The 17,128-nt window shown below is 69.1% G+C and carries 15 protein-coding genes; 8 read left to right on the top strand and 7 right to left on the bottom strand.

Annotated features, from left to right (window positions below; translation table 11 throughout):
* Positions 1–13 precede the first annotated feature (13 nt).
* From AB0230_RS03010 to AB0230_RS03040, 7 genes are all read right to left on the bottom strand, one after another.
* Positions 14–1,315, bottom strand: a complete 1,302-nt coding sequence (locus AB0230_RS03010) for a thymidine phosphorylase (protein ID WP_366373896.1) — start codon at positions 1,313–1,315, stop codon at positions 14–16.
* Complete coding sequence (locus AB0230_RS03015; protein WP_298874382.1) at positions 1,312–1,713, bottom strand: cytidine deaminase; 402 nt, start codon at positions 1,711–1,713, stop codon at positions 1,312–1,314. Before AB0230_RS03015 ends, AB0230_RS03010 begins: the two co-directional genes overlap by 4 nt.
* 43 nt (positions 1,714–1,756) lie before the next feature.
* Entirely contained in the window at positions 1,757–3,052 is a 1,296-nt protein-coding gene (locus AB0230_RS03020; protein ID WP_315993375.1) for an ABC transporter permease, read from the bottom strand.
* On the bottom strand, positions 3,049–4,281 hold the full coding sequence (locus AB0230_RS03025) for an ABC transporter permease (protein WP_366374515.1): 1,233 nt from the start codon (positions 4,279–4,281) through the stop codon (positions 3,049–3,051). The genes AB0230_RS03020 and AB0230_RS03025 overlap by 4 nt, the downstream gene beginning before the upstream one ends.
* A 128-nt stretch (positions 4,282–4,409) precedes the next feature.
* Positions 4,410–5,930: an ABC transporter ATP-binding protein gene (locus AB0230_RS03030; protein WP_315993377.1), complete on the bottom strand. Its 1,521-nt coding sequence runs from the start codon at positions 5,928–5,930 to the stop codon at positions 4,410–4,412.
* A gap of 163 nt (positions 5,931–6,093) precedes the next feature.
* Entirely contained in the window at positions 6,094–7,200 is a 1,107-nt protein-coding gene (locus AB0230_RS03035; protein WP_315993378.1) for a BMP family ABC transporter substrate-binding protein, read from the bottom strand.
* A 224-nt stretch (positions 7,201–7,424) separates the two neighbouring features.
* The gene (locus tag AB0230_RS03040; RefSeq protein ID WP_076674157.1) at positions 7,425–8,543 is read right to left on the bottom strand and encodes a mannose-1-phosphate guanylyltransferase; all 1,119 of its coding nucleotides are present in this window, start codon (positions 8,541–8,543) and stop codon (positions 7,425–7,427) included.
* A gap of 227 nt (positions 8,544–8,770) precedes the next feature.
* On the opposite strand from AB0230_RS03040, the gene sdhC reads away from it, so the two are divergent.
* From sdhC to AB0230_RS03080, 8 genes are all read left to right on the top strand, one after another.
* Positions 8,771–9,205 (top strand): succinate dehydrogenase, cytochrome b556 subunit, encoded by a 435-nt coding sequence (gene sdhC, locus AB0230_RS03045; protein WP_074615813.1) that lies wholly within the window; start codon positions 8,771–8,773, stop codon positions 9,203–9,205.
* On the top strand, positions 9,205–9,663 hold the full coding sequence (locus tag AB0230_RS03050; RefSeq protein ID WP_315993379.1) for a succinate dehydrogenase hydrophobic membrane anchor subunit: 459 nt from the start codon (positions 9,205–9,207) through the stop codon (positions 9,661–9,663). The genes sdhC and AB0230_RS03050 overlap by 1 nt, the downstream gene beginning before the upstream one ends.
* Positions 9,664–9,709: 46 nt before the next feature.
* Positions 9,710–11,539 (top strand): succinate dehydrogenase flavoprotein subunit, encoded by a 1,830-nt coding sequence (sdhA, locus tag AB0230_RS03055; protein WP_315993380.1) that lies wholly within the window; start codon positions 9,710–9,712, stop codon positions 11,537–11,539.
* Position 11,540: 1 nt separating this feature from the next.
* The gene (locus AB0230_RS03060) at positions 11,541–12,326 is read left to right on the top strand and encodes a succinate dehydrogenase iron-sulfur subunit (protein WP_116536175.1); all 786 of its coding nucleotides are present in this window, start codon (positions 11,541–11,543) and stop codon (positions 12,324–12,326) included.
* A 201-nt stretch (positions 12,327–12,527) separates the two neighbouring features.
* Positions 12,528–13,727, top strand: a complete 1,200-nt coding sequence (locus tag AB0230_RS03065; protein ID WP_363393210.1) for a YihY/virulence factor BrkB family protein — start codon at positions 12,528–12,530, stop codon at positions 13,725–13,727.
* Between the two features lie 59 nt (positions 13,728–13,786).
* Entirely contained in the window at positions 13,787–14,635 is an 849-nt protein-coding gene (locus AB0230_RS03070) for an exodeoxyribonuclease III (protein WP_366373901.1), read from the top strand.
* A 43-nt stretch (positions 14,636–14,678) separates the two neighbouring features.
* Positions 14,679–15,683 carry a tryptophan--tRNA ligase gene (gene trpS / locus AB0230_RS03075; protein WP_363393216.1) on the top strand — a complete coding sequence of 335 codons (1,005 nt, stop codon included), beginning with the start codon at positions 14,679–14,681 and terminating at the stop codon, positions 15,681–15,683.
* A gap of 181 nt (positions 15,684–15,864) precedes the next feature.
* The gene (locus AB0230_RS03080) at positions 15,865–16,728 is read left to right on the top strand and encodes a DNA-formamidopyrimidine glycosylase family protein (protein ID WP_315993384.1); all 864 of its coding nucleotides are present in this window, start codon (positions 15,865–15,867) and stop codon (positions 16,726–16,728) included.
* The last annotated feature ends 400 nt before the right edge of the window (positions 16,729–17,128 follow it).

Genomic DNA, 17,128 nt, shown 5'->3' on the forward strand with positions numbered 1-17,128 from the left:
TTGCTGGATGCCATCACGCGGTGATGCGTTCGCGCACGATCGACGTCGCCGCCGGGGCGGTGTCGCCGATCTCCCACGCACCGTCGACCGCGTCGAGGGCGCGCGCGAAGCGCGTCTCATCATCGGCCGACAGGGTGAACAGCGGCTGGCCGGCGGCGATGGACTGGCCCACCGTCACGTGCAGGTCGATACCCGCCGCGTGCACGACGGCATCCTCCGCCCGCGCGCGACCCGCGCCCAGACGCCAGGCCCCGATGCCGAAGGGCAGGGCGTCGACGCGCGTGACGACACCGGAGCGATCGGCGACGACCGTGTGCGTCTCGCGCGGAGTGGGGAGGGCGGCATCGGGGTCGCCGTCCTGGGCGCGGATCATGCGCTTCCACACGTCCATCGCGCGACCGTCGCTAAGCGCCGCCTCGACGTCGGCATCGGGCCGGCCCGCCAGCGTGAGCATCTCGCGGGCGAGGGCCACGGTCAGCTCGACCACGTCGGCGGGTCCGCCTCCCGCCAGCACCTCGACCGACTCGCGCACCTCGTTGGCGTTGCCGATGGCGAGGCCCAGCGGGGTGTTCATGTCGGTGAGCAGCGCGGTGGTGTTCACACCCGAGTCGGTGCCGAGCGCGACCATCGTCTCGGCGAGCTCGCGCGCGCGGTCGATGTCCTGCATGAAGGCACCCGAGCCGAACTTCACGTCGAGCACGAGCGAGTCGGTGCCCTCGGCGATCTTCTTCGACATGATGCTGGAGGCGATGAGCGGGATGGCCTCCACTGTGCCGGTGACGTCGCGAAGCGCGTAGAGCTTCTTGTCGGCGGGGGCGAGCCCCGTGCCCGCGGCGCAGATGACCGCGCCCACGTCACGCAATTGGGCCATGATCTCGTCGTTCGACAGCGCCGCACGCCAGCCGGGGATCGACTCGAGCTTGTCGAGAGTGCCACCGGTGTGGCCGAGCCCCCGGCCCGAGAGCTGCGGCACGGCGACGCCGAAGGCGGCCACCAGCGGCGCGAGCGGCAGGGTGATCTTGTCGCCCACGCCTCCCGTCGAGTGCTTGTCGACGGTCACCTTGCCGAGGGAGGAGAAGTCCATGCGCTCGCCCGACGCGATCATGGCGTCGGTGAGCACGCGGATCTGGTCGCGACCGAGGCCGTTCAGCAGCACTGCCATCGTGAACGCCGACATCTGCGCGTCCATGACGTAGCCGCGCGTGTAGGCGTCCACGAGCCAGCGGATCTCGCCCTCGGTGATCGCGCGTCCGTCGCGCTGAGCGCGGATGATGTCGACGGCGTCGTACGACTCCACCGATCCCTGACCGCTCATCGCGCCGCCTCCTCGAGGTCGCGGGGCCCGAACGCGTCGGGCAGCACCTCGTCGATCGTCCGGATGCCGCTGACCGTTTCGAGCAGCATCCCGGGGATCGCGTGCTCGAAGAGCAGCTGACGGCAGCGACCGCACGGCATGAGGGTGCGTCCCTCGCCGTCGACGCAGACGAAGGCCACCAGCTGACCGCCGCCCGACATGTGCAGCTCGGAGACCAGGCCGCACTCGGCGCACAGCGTCACGCCGTACGAGGCGTTCTCGACGTTGCAGCCCGAGACGATGCGCCCGTCGGCGACGAGCGCTGCGGCGCCCACCTTGAAGCGGGAGTAGGGCGCGTACGCGCGGTGCATGGCATCCGTCGCCGCGGCGCGGAGTTCATCCCAATCGATGTCGGTCATCGTGGTGCGGGGGGTCCTCTCGTGAAGGGGGAAGCGGGCTGGGTCAGCCCTTGATGTACGGTTTGCCGGCGGCCGCGGGTCCGCGGACCTTACCGACGAGACCGGCGACGGCGAAGATCGTCACGACGTACGGCAGCATGAGCATGAACTCGCTGGGCACGGGCGATCCGATCACGCCGAGGGTGTTCTGCAGGTTCGATGCGAAGCCGAACAGCAGAGCCGCGAGCGTCGCCCGGATCGGGTCCCACTGGCCGAAGATGACCGCGGCGAGCGCGATGTAACCGGCACCCGCCGTCATCTCCTTGTTGAAGGCGCCGACCGAGCCGAGCGTGAAGAACGCGCCGCCGAGGCCCGCGATGGCCCCACCCAGCGAGACGTTCCAGAAGCGCGTCTTGGCGATGTTGATGCCGACGGTGTCGGCGGCCTGGGGGTGCTCTCCCACCGCGCGCAGGCGCAGGCCCCAGCGCGTGTGGAACAGCCCGAGGTAGACCAAGGCGACCGTGACGTACATCAGGTAGACGATGACGGTCTGGTTGAACAGCATCGGTCCGATGATCGGGATGTCGGCCAGGAAGGGGATGGGCAGACGCGGGAAGCGGGGCGGCGAGTTCAGCGTCGCGGCGTTGGGCGCGAGGACCTGCGAGAAAAGGAAGCTCGTCAGGCCCACCACGAGCACGTTGAGCACGACACCGACGATGACCTGGTCGACGAAGTACTTGATCGCGAAGGCAGCCAGCACGAACGACACGAGCACGCCGGAGACCCCGGCCGCGAGCAGCCCGATGAACGGGTTGCCCGTCGCGGTGGCCACGATCGCGGAGGTGAACGCCCCCGCGAGCAGCTGACCCTCGATGGCGATGTTCACGACGCCGACGCGCTCGCTGAGCACACCCGCCATGGCACCGAAGATGAGCGGAACCGACAGGCTGAGTCCACCGGCCAGCAGACCGGTCAGCGGGATCACCGAGGTGGTCGCCCCCGCGGCCGCCCAGGTGAGGAAGCCGACCATGAAGACGAGGGCGAAGATCACGGCGAGCCAGATCGGGGGGCGGCGGCGTGCCCGCACCATCATCACGCTCGCGAGCGTGACCACGGCGAGCAGCACCGTGCAGACGATGCCGGTGACGACGCCGCCGAGGACGACCTCGGGCAGTTGCAGGAACTCACCGGGACTCGAGATGCGGAAGACGGCATCGCCGTCCTGCCGGGCGACGATGAACAGCACGGCGGCCAGCACCGTGATGACGCCGTAGACGATGGGCGCCTTCCAGCTGACGACGACAGCGGTGTCGAGCGTCTCCGGAGCCGTGGCCTCGGGGTGTGCGGCGGTGGTGCTCACCGGGCCGCCTCCTTCTTCTTGGCGGCGCGCACCTTGGGCTGGCGCGCCCCGGGGGCCGGCAGACGGAAGATCGCGCGCACCAGCGGCGGCGCCGCGATGAAGAGCACGATGAGCGACTGCACGACCAGGACGATGTCGACCGGAACGCCGTTGGCCGCCTGCATGGCGAAGCCGCCGGCCTTGAACGCGCCGAACAGGATGCCGGCGACCAGCACGCCGACGGGGGTGGAACGACCGAGCAGGGCCACGGTGATGGCGTCGAAGCCGATACCGGCGTCGATGCCGCTCGAGAAGCCGGTGGTCACCGTGCCGAGCACCTGGTCGACGCCCGCGAGGCCCACGAGGGCTCCCGAGATGAGCATCGCGTAGACGTACATCGACTTCACGTTGATGCCGGCCACGCGCGCCGCGTTCGGGTTCAGGCCCACGGCGCGGAAGCGGAAGCCGAGCGACGAGCGCTCGAGGATCCACCAGACCACCGCGACGGCGACGAGCGAGAGCACGAAACCGAAGTGCAGGTTGTACCCGGAGCCGAAGAGGTCGGGGAACACCGCGGTGTCCTTCATCGGAGGGGTCGTGGGGTTGTTCGATCCCGGTGCCTGCAGCAGCCCGGGGGTGCGCAGGAGGTAGTACACGATGTAGAACGCGACGTAGTTCAGCATGATCGTCACGATCACCTCGTGCGCCCCGGTGCGCGCCTTCAGCACACCGGCGATACCGGCCCAGACGGCTCCCGCGACGACACCCGCGACGAGGGCGACGATCATGTGGATGCCCCACGGCAGGTCGAACGCGAAGGCGACCCATCCGCCGGCAGCGGCGGCGACGAGCATCTGGCCGCGACCACCGATGTTGAACATGCCGACGCGGAAGGCCAGGGCGACACCGAGACCGGCCGCGATGAGCGGCGTGGCGAAGGTGAGCGTCTCGGTCAACGGCCGGATGCCGGTGGCGAACTCCGGACGACGGAAGTTGTAGATCGCGCCCTGGAAGAACGACGAGTACGCACCGGAGACCGACTGCCAGATGGCGGCGAGGGTGTCGCCCGGTCGCGCGAAGAAATACCCCGCTGCGGCCTGCACGTTCTCGTCGGTGGCGGCGATCATGACGGCGCCGACGAGCAGCGCCAGGATGACGGCCAGCACCGAGATGATGGCGTTGCCGGTGGCGATCTCGCGGAACGCCCGCCGCCAGCGATTCTCGTCGTCCGCCGGTTCGGGGGCGACCACGCGTGCCTCCGTGGCGGGATCGATGCGGGATTCGCCCTCGAGGGCCAGGTCGGCCTGACCGGCCTCGGCGACCTCCGCGGCGCGCTCGGCGCGCGCGGCGGTCGGGTCGTGCGGGCTGTGCGGATCGCTCACGCCGCGACTCCTTCGTTCTGGGGCGCTTCGCCGGCCATCATGAGGCCCAGCACGTCGCGCGAGGTGTCGCCGGGGACGATGCCCACGACGCGACCGCGGTACATCACCATGATGCGGTCGGCGAGGGCGGTCACCTCGTCGAGCTCGGTGGAGACCACGATGACGGGGACTCCGGCGTCGCGCGTCTCGATGACGCGCTTGTGGATGAATTCGATGGAGCCGACGTCGACGCCACGGGTCGGCTGGGCCGCGACGAACAGGCGCAGGTCACGGCTCAACTCGCGCGCCAGCACGACCTTCTGCTGGTTGCCGCCCGACAGACGCCCCACCGGGGTCTCGATCGAGGGAGTGCGCACATCGAACTCGGTGACCTTCTCGCGCGCGAAGTCGGCGAGGGTGGACAGCTGGATCGCGCCGCCCTTGACGAACGGCGCGCCGTCGGCGCGGTCGAGCATGAGGTTCTCGGCGATGGAGAACTCCCCCACCAGACCGTCTTCCTTGCGGTCTTCGGGGACGAAGCCCACCCCCGCGTCGAGGACCGCGCGCACGCTCCGTCCGTTCAGCTCCGTCCCGTCGAGAACGACGGAACCCTCGACGCGCTCCTGCAGCCCGAGCAGCGCCTCGGTGAGCTCGGTCTGACCGTTGCCCTGCACACCGGCGATGGCGAGCACCTCGCCCCGACGCACGTCGAAGCTCACGTCGTTGACGACCAGCTGTCCGATGGGGTCGACGACCGTGAGGTTCGACACCGAGAGGCCGACGTCGCCGAGCGTCGGCTCCTCCTTCTGCACGGTGAGCTCGACCGCGCGGCCGACCATGAGCGAGGCCAGCTCGGCGTTCGAGGCGCGCGGGTCGGCCTCGCCCACGACCTTGCCGAGACGAATGACCGTGATGCGGTCTGCGACCTCGCGCACCTCGCGGAGCTTGTGGGTGATGAAGACGATCGAGGTCCCCGCGGCCTTGAGCTGGCGCATGATCGCCATCAGCTCGTCGGTCTCCTGCGGGGTGAGCACGGCCGTGGGCTCGTCGAAGACGAGCACCTTGGCATCCCGGGAGAGGGCCTTGATGATCTCGACGCGCTGCTGCACGCCGACGGGCAGGTCGTCGACGAGGGCGTCGGGGTCGACGTCGAACCCGAAGCGATCGGAGATCTCGCGCACCTTCGCGCGGGCGGCCGCGAGGTCGAGGCGACCGCCGACCTTGGTGGGCTCGTGGCCGAGCATGACGTTCTCAGCCACCGTGAAGACGGGGATGAGCATGAAGTGCTGGTGCACCATGCCGATTCCCGCGCGCATCGCGTCGCCGGGACCGGAGAAATGCTGGACGGCGTCGTCGAGCAGGATCTCTCCCCCGTCGGCCTGGTAGAGGCCGTAGAGGACGTTCATCAGGGTGGACTTGCCGGCACCGTTCTCGCCGAGCAGGCAGTGGATCTCTCCGGCCTCGACGGTGAGGTCGATGTGATCGTTCGCCACCAGGGACCCGAAGGTTTTCGTGATCCCGCGGAGTTCGAGCTTCATGTTCCCGATCCTAAGTTCTGTGGCATCGGACGAGGGAGGCGTCCGACGAGACCGACCCGCCTCGTGAGCGGATCGGCGTCTGGGGAGGAGGGGCGCAGGGCGCCCGCTCCATGAGGAGGGGAGGCCGGCATCGCGCCGGCCTCCCCTGGAGAGTGGAGTTCTCTCAGCCGGCCAGGTAGGACTCGACCTTGATCTTCCCGCTGATGACGTCGGCCTTCAGCGCGTCGACCTTCGACGACAGGTCGGCCGGGACACGGTCGGACCAGTCGTGGAACGGGGCCAGGCCCACGCCGTCGTTCTCGAGCGTGCCGACGAACGGGGCGGTGTCGAACGAGCCCTCGCCCGCGGCGACGATCGCGTCCTTGGTGCCCACGTCGATGCCCTTGAGGATCGAGGTCAGCAGCAGGTCGCCGATGCCGGGGTCGGTCTCGTACACGTCGGCGTCCACGCCGACGAGCGCGATCTCGCGGCCGGAGTCCTGAATGGCGACGGCGGCCGACTGGTAGATCGGGCCACCGACGGGCAGCAGCACGTCGACGTTCTGGTCGATGATCGCCTGCGCGGTCTGGCGCGCGGTGTCGTTGGCCTCGAAGCCACCGGTGAACGAGCCGTCCTTGGCGGTGCGGTCCCACCCGACGACGCGCACGGACGCGTTGTTGTCGGTGTTGTACTTCTCGACGCCCTGGGCGAAGCCGTCCATGAAGATCGTCACGGTCGGGATGTTCATGCCGCCGAAGGTGCCGACGACGCCGGTCTTCGACGTGCCCGCGGCCAGGTAGCCGGCGAGGTACGCCGCCTGAGCGGTGTCGAAGATGATCGGCTTGATGTTCGGGGCGTCGGTGGTGCCGTCGAAGTTCTGGTCGACGGTGTCGTCGATCGAGACGTACTGCAGGTCGGGGTTCGCCGTGGCGGACTCCAGCGCGGCGGGGGCGAGCAGGAAGCCGACGGTGATGATGGTGTTGCAGCCCTGGTCGACGAGGTTCTGCAGGTTCGACGCGAAGTCGGTCTCGGACTGCGACTGCACCTCGATGGGCTTCTTCGAGCCGAGCTCGGAAGCGGCGGCGTCGAGGCCCTCCTTGCCGAGCTGGTTGAACGACTTGTCGTCGAATCCACCCGAGTCGGACACCATGCAGGGCAGGTAGTCGCTGGCGCCGGCGGCGGCACCACCGGATGCGCCGTTGCTCTCGGGTGCGGCGCCGCAACCGGCGAGCAGCGCCGCGGCGCCGATCATGGCGAGGCCGCTGACGACGGCCTTCTTCGTGGTCTTCACGAATGGTCCTCCAAGACGGATGCCCCCAACGGGTTCGGGGGACGATCCCGTCACGTTACCTACTGTGTCGGCGGGCTTGCGTCCCCGAGAGCCTCGCGCGCATCAATGGTTACAAAGACGCAATCTCGCGTCACGCGACCGCCACACGCCACAGCGGGCGAGACACTGGATGCCACGCGGGGCGGCATCCGGTGTCAGCGGCGTCCGAGCCGAGGCCTCTCGTGTCAGAGGACGTCGCCGCGGCCGGTGAGCTTGAGGGCGTCGACGACGCCCTTCACGCGCTGCGCGTTCTCGCTCGTGGTCACCAGGAGCGCGTCGGGGGTGTCGACCACGACGATGTCGCGCACGCCGATGAGGCTGATCACGCGCTTGGTCTGCGAGACGACGATGCCGCTGGAGGCGTCGGAGAGCACGCGGGCGTCCTCACCGAGGATCGCCAGCTCGTTGCGACCGCCCGAGGAGTTGAGTTTCGACAGGCTCGCGAAGTCGCCCACGTCGTCCCAATCGAAGTGCCCCGGGATGACCGCCAGGCGCCCCTTCTCGGCGGCCGGCTCGGCGACGGAGTAGTCGATGGCGATCTTCTTCAGTCCCGGCCAGATGCGGTCGACCGCGGGGCCGCGACGATCGCGATCGTCCCACGCCTCGGCGAGCTCGAGCAGCCCCGCATGCAGCTCCGGCTCGTTGACGGCGAGCTCGGCGAGCAGCACGTCGGCGCGGGTGATGAACATGCCCGCGTTCCAGAGGTACGCGCGGTCCGAGAAGTACTCCTTCGCGGTGTCGAGGTCGGGCTTCTCGACGAAGCGCTCGACCATGTACGCCTCGGGGGCGTCGTCGACGATGAGCTCGTCGGACTGCTTGATGTAGCCGAAGCCGACGGAGGGCTCGCTCGGCTGGATGCCGATGGTGCAGATGTATCCGGCCCGTGCGACGGCCACGGCCTGACGAACGGCGAAGTCGAACTGACGGGTCTGGCGGATGACGTGGTCGGCGGCGAACGAGCCGATGATGACGTCGGGCTCGCGGCGCACGAGGATGGCGGCGGCGAGACCGATCGCCGCGGAGGAGTCGCGCGGCTCCGATTCGAGGAAGACGTTGTGGTCGGGGACGCCGGGGAGCTCCCGTTCGACGGCCGCGCGGTGGGCACGGCCCGTCACGACGGCGATGCGGTCGGCACCCGAGAGCGGGGCGAGGCGATCCCACGTGTCGCGCAGCAGCGTCTGGCCCGACCCGGTGAGGTCGTGGAGGAACTTGGGGGCGTCGGCGCGCGACAGCGGCCACAGGCGGCTGCCGATCCCACCGGCGGGGATCACGGCGTAGAAGTCGTCGATAGCGATGTCGGCCATGGCTCCGACCCTACTGCCCGCGCGCACGCGCGCTTTTCTGCGCGGTGACGGGTGATCGACGGCACCGGAACGCGGCGTCGGCGGCATCCGAAGATATCTCGATGTCGAGAGAGTCTTAGGCGGCCCTAATCCCCGCCGTTCATAGGCCGGACGTAGTATTCGATGGCGCCCGTGTGACGCTCGGACCCGCGTGGGTCCCACACCGTGTTCGATCAGGGAGGACGACCGTGTCAGCACCAGCACGTGCCACGCCGTCGGTGAAAGAGACCACTTCGAAGAGGCCTCGCGGCACTCTCTACCGCGGCCGTGAGGGCATGTGGTCGTGGGTCCTTCACCGCATCACCGGCGTGGCGATCTTCTTCTTCCTCCTCGTGCACATCCTCGACACGGCGCTCATCCGGGTCTCGCCCGAGGCGTACGACGCCGTCATCGGCACCTACAAGAACCCGGTCATGGGTCTCGGCGAGGTGGCCCTGGTCGGCGCGATCGCGTACCACGCGTTCAACGGCCTGCGCATCATCCTGGTCGACTTCTGGCCGTGGGCCACGCGCCACCAGCGCCAGCTGTGGTGGGGCGTGCTCGGTCTCTGGGTCGTCACCATGCTCGGGTTCACCCCGCGCCACCTGATCAACGTCTTCAGCGCCGTCACCGGGAGCCACTGATGTCCGTCGCCCAAGAAGCCGCCACGATCCCCGCGCCCCGCACGCCCTCCGTGCGCAAGAAGGGCACCAATCTCGAGAAGTGGGGCTGGATCTACATGCGCGCCTCCGGCGTGCTGCTGATCGTCCTGATCTTCGGCCACCTCTTCGTCAACCTCATGACGGGCGAGGGCATCCACCAGATCGACTTCGCGTTCGTCGCGGGCAAGCTCGCCTCGCCGTTCTGGCAGTGGTGGGACGTGCTGATGCTCTGGCTGGCCCTCATCCACGGCGCCAACGGCATGCGCACGATCGTGAACGACTACGTCACGAACGCCCGCATCCGCACGATTCTCGTGGGCTCGCTGTGGGTGTCGGCCGGGTTCCTCATCCTGCTCGGCACGCTCGTCGTCTTCACCTTCGACCCCTGCCTCGGCGTGACCGAGAGCAGCTCCCTGTGGGACGTGTGCCAGGCGGCCTGAGCCGACGGCATCCCTTCTTTCCCCTGACAGCAGAGGTATCGCACACGTGAGCACTCAGACCAGCTCGGACTCGATCGTCAAAGACGGCGTCCACTACCACCAGTTCGACGTCGTCATCGTCGGCGCGGGCGGCGCAGGAATGCGCGCGGCCATCGAGGCCGGCCCCGGCGCGAAGACCGCCGTCATCTCGAAGCTCTACCCCACGCGCTCGCACACCGGTGCGGCGCAGGGCGGCATGGCGGCCGCGCTCGCGAACGTCGAAGAGGACTCCTGGGAGTGGCACACCTTCGACACCATCAAGGGCGGCGACTACCTCGTCGACCAAGATGCCGCGGAGATCCTCGCCAAAGAGGCCATCGACGCCGTCATCGACCTCGAGAACATGGGCCTGCCCTTCAACCGCACGCCCGAGGGCAAGATCGACCAGCGCCGCTTCGGCGGTCACACGGCCGACCACGGCAAGACGCCCGTGCGCCGCGCGTGCTACGCGGCCGACCGCACCGGCCACATGATCCTGCAGACGCTGTTCCAGAACTGCGTGAAGCTCGGCATCAACTTCTTCAACGAGTTCTACGTGCTCGACCTCATCACGGTGAAGGATGCCGCGGGCAAGACGCAGGTCGCCGGCGTCGTCGCCTACGACCTCGCCACCGGCGAACTGCACGTGTTCCAGTCCAAGGCCGTGGTCTTCGCCACCGGCGGCTTCGGCAAGATCTTCAAGACCACCTCCAACGCCCACACCCTCACCGGCGACGGCGTCGGCATCGTCTGGCGCAAGGGCCTGCCGCTGGAGGACATGGAGTTCTTCCAGTTCCACCCGACCGGTCTCGCCGGTCTCGGCATCCTGCTGACCGAAGGTGCCCGCGGTGAGGGCGCGATCCTGCGCAACGCCAGCGGTGAGCGCTTCATGGAGCGCTACGCCCCCACCATCAAAGACCTCGCGCCCCGCGACATCGTCGCCCGCTGCATGGTCCAGGAGGTGGCCGAGGGCCGCGGCGCGGGTCCCCACCGCGACTACGTGCTGCTGGACTGCACCCACCTGGGCGCCGAGGTGCTGGAGACCAAGCTCCCCGACATCACCGAGTTCGCCCGCACCTACCTGGGCGTCGACCCGGTCGTCGAGCCGGTCCCGGTCATGCCGACCGCGCACTACGCGATGGGCGGCATCCCGACCAACATCAAGGCCGAGGTGCTCGCCGACAACGACACGGTCGTGCCGGGCCTCTACGCGGCCGGCGAGTGCGCGTGCGTCTCGGTGCACGGCTCGAACCGCCTGGGCACCAACTCGCTGCTCGACATCAACGTCTTCGGCAAGCGCGCCGGTCGCAACGCCGTCGAGTACGTCAAGACCGCCGACTTCGTTCCGCTGCCCGAAGACCCCGCCGCCGAGGTGCGCGGCCTCATCGAGGGCCTGCGCAACAACAGCGGCACCGAGCGCATCGCGGTGCTGCGCAAGACGCTGCAGGACGAGATGGACAAGGGCGCGCAGGTGTTCCGCACGCACGAGTCCCTCGCGCACGTCATGGACGTGATCGCGGACCTCCGCGAGCGCTACAAGAACATCCACGTCGACGACAAGGGCAGGCGCTTCAACACCGACCTGCTCGAGGCCGTCGAACTGGGCTTCCTGCTCGACCTCGCCGAGGTCGTCGTCTACTCGGCGCAGAACCGCGAGGAGAGCCGCGGCGGTCACATGCGCGACGACTTCCCGACGCGCGACGACGAGAACTACATGCAGCACACCATGGCGTACCTGTCGGGCGACCCCCACTCGTCGCACCCCGCCGACCACATCGAACTCGGCTGGAAGCCCGTGGTCTTCACCAAGAACGAGGCCGGGGAGCTGCGCTACCCGCCGCTGGAGAGGAAGTACTGAGATGGCATCCACCGTCATCGAGCAGGTCGACACCTCGGAAGAGGTCGAGCAGACTCCTGAGGACACCGGCATCCAGTCGTTCCTCGTCACCTTCAACATCCGCCGCTTCGACCCCGAGGTCGACGACGAGCCGCGCTGGGTCGACTACGACGTGGAGTTGTACTCCACCGACCGCGTGCTCGACGCCCTGCACAAGATCAAGTGGGAGGTCGACGGCTCGCTGTCGTTCCGCCGCTCGTGCGCGCACGGCATCTGCGGTTCGGATGCCATGCGCATCAACGGTCGCAACCGCCTCGCCTGCAAGACCCTGATCAAGGATCTCGACATCTCGCAGCCGATCTACGTCGAGGCGATCAAGGGTCTCCCCCTCGAGAAGGACCTCATCGTCGACATGGAGCCGTTCTTCGCCTCCTACCGCGAGGTGCAGCCCTTCCTGATCTCGAACTCGAAGCCCGAGGCGGGCAAGGAGCGGGTGCAGTCGATCGTCGACCGCGAGGTCTTCGACGACACCACGAAGTGCATCCTGTGCGCCGCGTGCACCTCGTCGTGCCCCGTGTTCTGGACCGACGGGCAGTACTTCGGCCCCGCTGCGATCGTCAACGCGCACCGCTTCATCTTCGACTCGCGCGACGACGCGGGCGACGTGCGCCTCGACATCCTCAACGACAAAGAGGGCGTGTGGCGCTGCCGCACCACCTTCAACTGCACCGAGGCGTGCCCCCGTGGCATCGAGGTCACCAAGGCCATCGCCGAGGTCAAGCAGGCCGTCCTCCGCGGCGGTCGCTGACCCCTCCCCTCTCGAACGGCGGGTGCGCGCAGGCGGACCCGCCGTTCGGCGTTCGCGGCGACCCTCTCTCGCGTGAGTCGCCGGAAATGGTCGCGTCGATGCCCGCGGAAGCGACAGATCCTGGCGACTCACGCAGGGGCGGGCGGATGCCGTGGCCCGGGGGCCGCCGAGGCCTCGGCATCCATTCATTAGGCTCGACGGGTGACCGAGACGCACGCCGACCCGCGACCGCTGCCCGCGGTGCGCGACGACGACCCGTCCCTGCGCAACAGGTTCGAAGCAGCGCAGGTCGCCGTGCGGGAGCGGCTGGATCAGCCGATCGCGCGCGCGGCGAAGATCGCGCAGTGGTTCCCGATCCGGGTGTGGCGGCACTTCCTGCGGCACAACGGGTTCCTGCTCGCCGCGGGGATGAGCTACCAGGGACTCTTCGCGGTGTTCTCGGCGCTCTATCTCGCGTTCGCGGGCGTGGGGATCTGGCTGGGCGGCAGCACCGCCGCGATCGACGGTCTCATCCGCATCATCAACAGCTACATCCCGGGCCTGATCAGCAAGAACGGCCTCGTCGACCGCGACCAGGTCGAGGCCGTCGCCCAGGAGAGCGGACGTCTGCTGACCATCACCGGCATCGTGGCCGTCGTCGTGGTCGTGTGGACCGCGATCGGGTTCGTCACGTTCACCCGGCGCGCCGTGCGCGACACCTTCGGCCTGCCCTTCGACCTGCGCAACTACGTCATGCTCAAGGCGCGCGACTTCGTGGCATCCGTGCTCTTCGGGGTCTCTCTGCTCGTGGGCGCCCTGCTGGGGTCGGTCACGACCGGTGCCGTCGACCTGATCTTCGGCCTCATCGGCTGGGACCGCGAAACCCTCGGTTGGTCGATCGGCGCACGTCTGGTGTCGCTCGTCGTCGCGTTCGGCATCAACACGGTGGCGCTCGCCTCGCTGTTCCGTTTCCTGACGGGGACGACGCTGTCGTGGCGCCGCGCCTGGCCGGGAGCCGTCGTCGGGGCGACGGGCATCGTGGTGCTGCAGGTCGGCGCCGGGTTCCTGTTCGTGTACACGCCGTCGAACCCGCTCCTGGCGACCTTCACAGTGCTCATCGGCTTCCTGCTGTGGTTCCGGTTCATCGGCATCGTCATCCTCGTGTCGGCCGCCTGGATCGCCGTGGCCGCGGGCGATCGCGACGTCCCCCTGCGCTCCCCCGAGGACCGCCGGGCGATGGAGCAGGCGGCGCTCGTCATCGCCGCGCAGGTGGGGGTGCGCGAGGCGGAGAAGGCGCTGGCGCTGGCGCGCTGGCCCTGGCGATGGCGCGCACGCCGACGGCTCGCGGCGGCCGAGAAGGTGCTCGCCCGTGCCGAGGCCGACGTGCCGGCCCCACGGCGCACGACGCTCGTCCTCGACTGAGGACCGCGGGCGGCTGTCCAGCCCGGAGGGATGTCGGAGGTCGCGGTTAGGCTCGTCGGGTGGCTCGTTCCGTGCGTATCGTCTCCGTCAACGTCAATGGCATCCGTGCCGCCGTCCGCAAGGGCATGGTCGAGTGGCTCGACGCCTCCGGCGCCGACATCGTCACCCTGCAAGAGGTCCGCGCCTCCGCCGAGCAGCTCGCCGAGGCCCTTCCCGGCTGGGAGATCGTCAACGACGAGGCGCTCGCGAAGGGGCGCGCCGGCGTCGCGATCATCAGCCGCCTCCCCGGCGTCGAGACCCGCACGCACCTCGGTCCCGAGCCGCTCGACGCGTCGGGCCGCTGGATCGAGACCGACTTCGACATCGACGGCGAGACCCTCACCATCGTCAGCGCCTACGTGCACAGCGGCGAGGTCGACACCCCGAAGCAAGACGCCAAGTGGTTGTTCCTGGATGCCATGGAGCAGCGCCTCGCCGCGCTGAAGGCCGAGCGCGAACTGGCTCTCGTCACCGGCGACCTGAATGTCGGCCACCGCGAGCTCGACATCAAGAACTGGCGGGGCAACCGCAAGAACGCCGGCTTCCTCCCGCGCGAGCGTGCGTACTTCGATCGCTTCTTCGGCCCCGCGGGCGAGCAGGTCGAGGCCGTCGACGGCTCGACCGGCACGGGCCTGGGCTGGGTCGACGTCGGCCGCCGCGTCATGGGCGAGGTCGACGGTCCGTACACGTTCTGGTCGATGCGGGGGAAGGCGTTCGACACCGACAGCGGCTGGCGCATCGATTACCACGTCGCCACCCCTGAGCTCGCCGAGCGGGTCACGGCGTACCACGTCGACCGCGCGCCGTCGTACGACACGCGATGGAGCGACCACTCCCCCGTCGTCGTGGACTACACGCTCGGGCGCTGAGCCGGCGACCACCGCCGCGCAGCGCGGCGCCTAGGATCGTACGGTGACCACCGAGCGCCTCTACTCCGGAATGCAGCCCTCCGCCGACAGCCTCCAGATCGGTAACTACATCGGGGCCCTGCTGCAGTGGCGCGACCTGCAGGATCAGTACGACGCGTTCTTCTCCGTCGTCGACCTGCACGCCCTCACCCAGCCCGGCGACCCCGCCGAGCGTCGGGAGAAGACCCGCCGCACCGCCGCCCAGTACATCGCCGCGGGCATCGAGCCCTCCCGCTCGACGCTGTACGTGCAGTCGCACGTGCCCGCCCACGCAGAGCTGCAGTGGGTGCTCTCGACCCTCACGGGCTTCGGCGAGGCCGGGCGCATGACGCAGTTCAAGGACAAGTCGGCGCGCTACGGCACGGATGCCACCAACGTCGGCCTCTTCACCTATCCGGTGCTGATGGCCGCCGACATCCTGCTCTACCAGACCGACGTCGTGCCCGTCGGCGACGATCAGAAGCAGCACATCGAGCTCACGCGCGACCTCGCCGAGCGCTTCAACCAGCGCTTCGGCGAGACCTTCACGATTCCCAAGCCCGTGATCCAACGCGAGACCGCCCGCATCTACGACCTGCAGAACCCGACCTCGAAGATGTCGAAGTCGGCCGAGTCCGACGCGGGCGTGCTGTGGCTGCTCGACGACCCCAAGGTCAGCGCGAAGAAGATCATGCGCGCCGTCACCGACTCCGAGGGTGCGGTGCGCTTCGACCGCGACGAGAAGCCGGGCGTCTCGAATCTGCTCGTGATCTACTCGGCTCTGACCGGCCGCGAGATCACCGCGATCGAGGACGAGTACGCCGGCCGCGGGTACGGCGACTTCAAGAAGGGCCTGGCCGAGGTGGTCGTGAACGAGTTCGAGCCGGTGCGCACGCGCGCCCTCGAGCTGCTCGACGACCCCGCCGAGCTCGACCGCGTGCTGGCCGTCAACGCCGGGAAGGCGGCATCCGTCGCCGAGAAGACCCTCTCCGACGTGTACGACCGCATCGGCCTGCTCCGCCGCGGCTGATCCGTTCCGTTCGACGCCCGTGCGACTCTCCGCGAGTCGTGCGGGCGTCGTCGTTCCGCCCGGGTGCTGCCGCCTCGGGCGAGCTGCCGCACGACGACGCCCCCCGCCGCGGTCGTGGGCGGTGCTCGGCTAGGGCGCAAGGCCCGTCCCCGATGTCGGAGGTGCGTGGCAGCATGGGCGCATGCCGGAGATGCCTGAGGTCGAGGGGCTCGTCGAGTTCCTGCGCGATCGCGTCACGGGGCTGCGCATCGACAAGGCCACCGTGTCGGCGATCAACGCGCTCAAGACGTTCGACCCGCCGCTGTCGGCGCTCGTGGGCTCCGCAGTGATCGACGCCCGGCGGCACGGCAAGTTCGTCGACCTCACGACCGATGCCGGCATCCACCTCGTCTTCCATCTCGCCAAGGCGGGATGGCTGCGGTGGTACGACACGCTTCCGGCGACGATCATCAAGCCCGGCAAGACCCCGATCGCCCTGCGCGTCGGCTTCGACGACGGGTCGGGCTTCGACCTCACCGAGGCGGGCACGAAGAAGTCGCTGGCCGTGTACGCGGTCCGCTCCCCCGACGACGTCCCGGGTATCGCCCGCCTCGGCCCCGACCCGCTGAGCGAAGGCTTCGACCGCCAGGCCTTCGGCGCGCTCCTCATCGGCCGCCGCACGCAGATCAAGGGCGTGCTGCGCGACCAGTCGGTCATCGCGGGCGTCGGCAATGCGTACTCCGACGAGATCCTGCACGCGGCGAAGATGTCGCCCTATGCGCTCGCGGCGACCCTCGCGGACGACGAGGTCGATCGCCTGTTCTCCGCGATGACGACGACGCTCACAGAAGCGGTCGAGGCCGCGCGCGGCAAGCCGCCCGCCGAATTGAAGGATGCCAAGCGGCGGGGCATGCGCGTGCACGGGCGGCGCGGCGAGGCGTGCCCCGTGTGCGGCGACGAGGTGCGCAGCGTCTTCTTCGCCGACAACTCGCTCGAGTACTGCCCCACCTGTCAGACCGGCGGCAAACTGCTGGCCGACCGGCGGTTGTCGCGCCTGCTGAAGTGAGACCGCGGCGCGAGGGCCGCCGACCGACCGGAGCGCACGCGCGGGCGCGTTGCCACTCCGGGGCCTTCCACGACGCTGCCCGTGCGCGCAACGCCGGTGCCACCGCGATCGAGGCCCGCATCCGCCCCGTCATCGCCGCGCGGGATACCGGAAAACGTCGTCAGAAGTCGGGGAATGAAACCGCAAACCCCGCGTTGACTACACTTCGAAGAGCAAACAACGTGCTCCGGGGTCGGTGAGAATCCGAACCGGCGGTGATAGTCCGCGAACCCTTCCGCCCATGGCGGTGGGGCCGATCCGGTGGAATTCCGGGACCGACGGTGATGCGGGGGTCTCCCCTCGCTAGTCCGGATAGGAGGCAGCACGGACGGCGCGTCGCGCCTTCCCGCTGGCCCTGCCC

The sequence above is a fragment of the Microbacterium sp. NPDC089190 genome, assembly GCF_040701795.1.
Classification (GTDB): Bacteria; Actinomycetota; Actinomycetes; order Actinomycetales; family Microbacteriaceae; genus Microbacterium; species Microbacterium galbum.